The 4295-nt window shown below is 62.4% G+C and carries 4 protein-coding genes; 3 read left to right on the top strand and 1 reads right to left on the bottom strand.

Annotated elements, in window-relative coordinates; genetic code table 11:
* Window positions 1-326: 326 nt before the first annotated feature.
* The 3 genes from ACYVO7_RS25645 to ACYVO7_RS25635 all read left to right on the top strand — a co-directional run bounded on the left by ACYVO7_RS25645 (window position 327) and on the right by ACYVO7_RS25635 (window position 3450).
* The gene (locus ACYVO7_RS25645) at window positions 327-827 is read left to right on the top strand and encodes a DEAD/DEAH box helicase family protein (protein WP_460452593.1); all 501 of its coding nucleotides are present in this window, start codon (window positions 327-329) and stop codon (window positions 825-827) included.
* Window positions 827-2920, top strand: coding sequence for a hypothetical protein (locus tag ACYVO7_RS25640; protein WP_460452592.1), 2094 nt, complete (start codon window positions 827-829; stop codon window positions 2918-2920). The genes ACYVO7_RS25645 and ACYVO7_RS25640 overlap by 1 nt, the downstream gene beginning before the upstream one ends.
* Window positions 2921-3186: 266 nt before the next feature.
* Window positions 3187-3450, top strand: coding sequence for a hypothetical protein (locus ACYVO7_RS25635; protein WP_460452591.1), 264 nt, complete (start codon window positions 3187-3189; stop codon window positions 3448-3450).
* A gap of 144 nt (window positions 3451-3594) precedes the next feature.
* Here the strand turns inward: ACYVO7_RS25635 and ACYVO7_RS25630 are convergent, their stop codons facing one another.
* On the bottom strand, window positions 3595-4164 hold the full coding sequence (locus ACYVO7_RS25630; RefSeq protein WP_460452590.1) for a recombinase family protein: 570 nt from the start codon (window positions 4162-4164) through the stop codon (window positions 3595-3597).
* Window positions 4165-4295 lie beyond the last annotated feature (131 nt).

Raw genomic sequence — 4295 nt, 5'->3', positions numbered from 1 at the left:
TGATCCCGCGTCATAGGGGTCAAGCGGTTTTTTGTTCAGATTGTTAGAGCTTTGGGAGTGGAGCGCTCCCTGGCAGCCATCATCCAGCCACCAGGGCGCGCACCCGCGTAGAATATTGCATCCGGTTGGGCCGATTGGATAAGTAGGGGTGGATGCTGGTTTCAGCGTCTCGGCCCTGGCGGGGTCTCGGTCATCGGCGCGGCTAAATATGGGGCTGGACAGTTTTTGTCCGGCTCATGTCCGAGCAGATGACCCTGACATTCGACCCGTGAGGTGCCGCCAGCCCTCACGGGTTTTTTTGTGCCTAGATATTGTGAAGGATCGTTATGTTCATTGATTATTTTGACGCGCTGGCGGGCGCGGGCAAGACACGTGCCCTTAGCCGTCATGCAGATCGGCTGGCCCGCCATGGCCACAAGGTGCTGTTCGTGCAGCCCACCATGCACCTCATCACGGCCACCCTGGAGAACGAGATTCAACCGTTGAACCCGGCCTATAAGGTCAGGGCTCTTCATGGCGAGACCGTGCCGAACGACAAGTCGGTTGTGGCGGAGATTGTGGAGTACTTCCGCGCTGCCGAGCCGGAGCGGGGCGAGGTGCTCTTCATCACCCATGCGGCGTTCTTTAGGACGCCGTACTTCGAGCGGAAGCGCGACTGGGTGCTCCTCATGGATGAAGTGCCTCCGGTCGATGTGTTCGAGGATTTGAACCTCCACGACACGCATCATCTGCTTACCCCCTACCTCACTCTGATCCCCGGCGGGGCGGCTTACGGAACGCTGCTGGCCAACGAGGATTTGACGGCTCTTGGCGGGGAGGACGACTGATGACCGTCAAGAAGATCGCCCAGAACGTGAATGGCGATGACCTTCTGAAGGTCCTCGGTCCCGTCGCTCACCGTGTCGCCTCGGCCGATTGGGACGTGTTCGCCGACCAGGGCCAGTTCGGGCGGCTGGTGGGGAGCAAAGGCGGAGGATCGCTGCGCACCTACTCGTTGCTGAGGCCCTCCATCTTCGATGGCTTCAAGCGGACCGTCGTGGCCTCGGCCTGTTTTGAGGACACCATGTTTTACCGGCTCTTCATGGCGAAGGGCGTCAGCTTCAATCCGGTAAAGGGCCTTAATCGGCATCTGCGCTATCAGGAGCACGAGAACGGCGGCCTGATCACCATCTATTACGCGGGCGAAGAGCCCTGGTCGAAGCGGTACCGAGACAAGTCGGCTGAGAACGCCGACGGCGGGCAGGCCAAGGTCCTGGACCAGATTAAGGGTGCGGTGCTGGACCTGTTCAAGGGCGAGCCCTTCGCCTGGATGGGCAACAAGGATGTGCCCGCCACCTTCTTCCCGGATCATGCGGAGCGGTTGCCCAACACGCCGCATGGGCTGAATAGCTACCAGCACCTGCACGGCGTGGTGGTCTTGTCGGCGTTGAACCCACCTCCGGCGCACTTCGGCTTCATGGAGGCGCACGGGATCGATGGGGATCAGGTCCGGACCGCCCATTATAGGACGGCGGTCTATCAGGCCGTCATGCGGTGCTCGATCAGGAATCCGTTGGACACAACGCCAAAGCGCATCGTGGTCATGGACCACGACACGGCCGACTGGCTGGCGGCGCTCTTCCCTGGAGCCCAGGTCGAGCCATTGCCGGGGCTGGGCCTTCTGCCCCGCAAGGGCAAGCAGGGCCGCAAGCGGCTCCACGCCAGCAACGCGGAAAAGGCCAAGGCCCATCGCGACAGCGAGAAGCGCAAGCTGCTCGCCCAGGTGGACCTGATCAATGGGACCTCCCTGGTGGTGGGCCGCTATCCGTTCCTGGCCCGGCATGTGCGGGAGGAAATGCGCGAGTTCACGCGTGACGAAAACACCTCTCTTAGAAGTGATTCCGTCACGCCCCACACGAGCGGATCGCTCTTCGGCTCCATTTACGACAACGAGCCCGACCACGTGGATTACGAGGACGACGCCTCCTTCATCGCGGCCCTCCGGGATCTGCATGGCCGCGTGGTGGCCAAGGAGGACGCGGGCGTCTTCTCGCCCGCCCACTTCGATCCCGACAAGGCAGCGGCGACTTCACGCGGGCTGGACAATGTCACGCATCTGCGCGGGATCTGGCTGGACAACGACGGAGGCGACCTCACCCCGGAGGCGTTTGCGGGCTTCTTCCCGTATCTGCGCATCGTGGTCTGGAACACGGCCAGCCACACGCCGGAGAAGCCGCGTTGGCGGGCCTTCATCCCGACGACGCTGGCGCTCAGCATTGACGTTCACGCATTGATCATGCGCCAGATCGAGCGGGTGCTGAACGGCGCGGGGTTCTGGGGCAAGCTCCAACTGGACAAGAGGACTGGCCTCAAGAACCCTCGCCGACATGGGTTCGACGAGTCGAAGTTCAACGCGGCGAGCCTGTTCTACTTGCCCTGTCAGGCCCGTAATCCGGCCGACTCTTTCTTCAAGGACTCCGGCGAGGATGCCCCCGAGCGCGGCCCGCTCGACATCATCGAGTGGATCGAGAACTGCATCCTGCCGCTCCTGCCTGAACCCGAACCGGTGCCGGTGACCATGGCAAGTGAGAACATCCGGCAGACAAAGCCGCCGCTGTTCCCGGAGATGATGGCCGCCGCCCAGTCCTCGAAGGCGGCCGAACTGCGATCCGCCCTCATCACCCTCAAGGCCGATGCTGGCGTGAACCGGCGCGAAGCGGCCGTCAGCAAGGCTGTCGAGACGTGGCGTTCCACCCCGCCCGGCATGGGGCACGTCGGCTTCTTTAAGCTCGGAGCAGCCTTTAAGGCAGCAGGGCTGGACGATGGCGAGATCCGAGTTCGGCTGCACCAAGAGGCCGTCTACGCCCACAGTCCCGCTGAACGACGCCGAGAGATTAAGGAGATCATGAAGAGCCTGAGCAGGCGCGGCAGGCTCAAGTGAGAGAATGGCGGCCCGGATGACCTCCGTCCGGGCCGCTTCACGTCGCACCCCAAGATCGTTGACCGCGCCACCATGTAGGCGACCTCGGCCAAAGGGCTCGGCTCCGTGAATCCGCGATCAACGGCGGAAAGGAGCGACTTCAGCCCGGAAAATCGACCGCGACCGCCACAAGAATTTTGACCCCGAGGATGGCCACTAGGTATGGTGAGGACATCGGCGTTTGGCCGTGCTCCTCAATAGTGAGGGCCAGATATTAGAAGGAAATCATGTTTAAGTACCGTTCTATGATGCTCGTTCTCGGCAGATCAAAGGAGTTGGGTGAAGTCACCTCGGCAATGATCGAGGTCGCATCGGTTGTTACAGATTATAAAGACACTTGGCGGATTGAGGCGAACCACCACTTCGTCAGGGTGAAGTTCAAGAGGCTCCGGGACTCTCAAAAGTTCAACGCCCTGTTCCCCCTCTTGAAGGTAGAAATGGCGGCAAGACTGTGTGACGAGCAAAAGTTTGCGCACGCCATGAAGGGCTGATGGAAAGTGGCGGCCCGGAGCAATCCGGGCCGCTTCGCTCATTGAGTAGCCGCACCCAAGAATGCTGGCCGGAACCTAGATCTCCCAGCCCTCTCCGAGGCGGCAATATGCTCCCCGTGACAGCCCCAGGGTGTGGCCTGTTGGCTAAGCCGCCAGGGCGCTACGGCCACCCGGCAAGGCCCGGTACAGGGTCGAGGGCGCGACGCCAATGTGCTCGGCGATCTCCGCCACGCTCAGCACCCCATCGGCCAGGAGCGTCTTGGCCACCATGAGCTTGGTTGGGTCGAGAGCCTTCGGGCGGCCTCCGACCCGGCCCCTGGCGCGGGCGGCCTGAAGTCCCGCCTTCGTCCGCTCCCTCAGGAGTTCGACTTCCATCTGCCCGAGCGCCCCCAAGAGGGTGAACACAAAGCGCCCGGCCGGGCTGGTCGTGTCGATTGCCTCGGTCAGGGACTTAAGCCCGATCTTCCGCCGTTGAAGTTCGTCACCGATGCCGAGGAGGTTGCTGACCGAGCGGGCGAGCCGCGACAGGCTGTAAACCACGATCACATCACCCTCGCGGGCGAAGTCCAGCGCAGCCCGAAGCTCGGGACGATCTTTGCGCATCCCGCTCACCGTCTCGGTGAAGATGCGCTCGCATCCAGCCGCCTTGAGGGCGTCCATCTGGAGCGTGTGATCCTGTCCCTGTGTGCTGACCCGTGCGACCCCAATGCGCATGCAGTCCCCTCCTAAAACTCGTCAGATTGAGCCTCGCCCGACCCCCAGCTTTTGCAACTGGTTTTTGCGATGCGGCCGTAAGGCGGCACGCGCCTCCGCCTCAGCGACGACCTGGGAGACCCACAAACGAA

It is taken from the genome of Alsobacter sp. SYSU BS001988, from assembly GCF_054796215.1.
This window is presented reverse-complemented; position numbering and strand designations above follow the sequence as displayed.

Coding starts and splice junctions, on each gene's coding strand:
- ACYVO7_RS25640 (WP_460452592.1), top strand. CDS start 827: ATGACCGTCAAGAAGATCGCCCAGAACGTGAATGGCGATGACCTTCTG.
- ACYVO7_RS25645 (WP_460452593.1), top strand. CDS start 327: ATGTTCATTGATTATTTTGACGCGCTGGCGGGCGCGGGCAAGACACGT.
- ACYVO7_RS25630 (WP_460452590.1), bottom strand. CDS start 4,164: ATGCGCATTGGGGTCGCACGGGTCAGCACACAGGGACAGGATCACACG.
- ACYVO7_RS25635 (WP_460452591.1), top strand. CDS start 3,187: ATGTTTAAGTACCGTTCTATGATGCTCGTTCTCGGCAGATCAAAGGAG.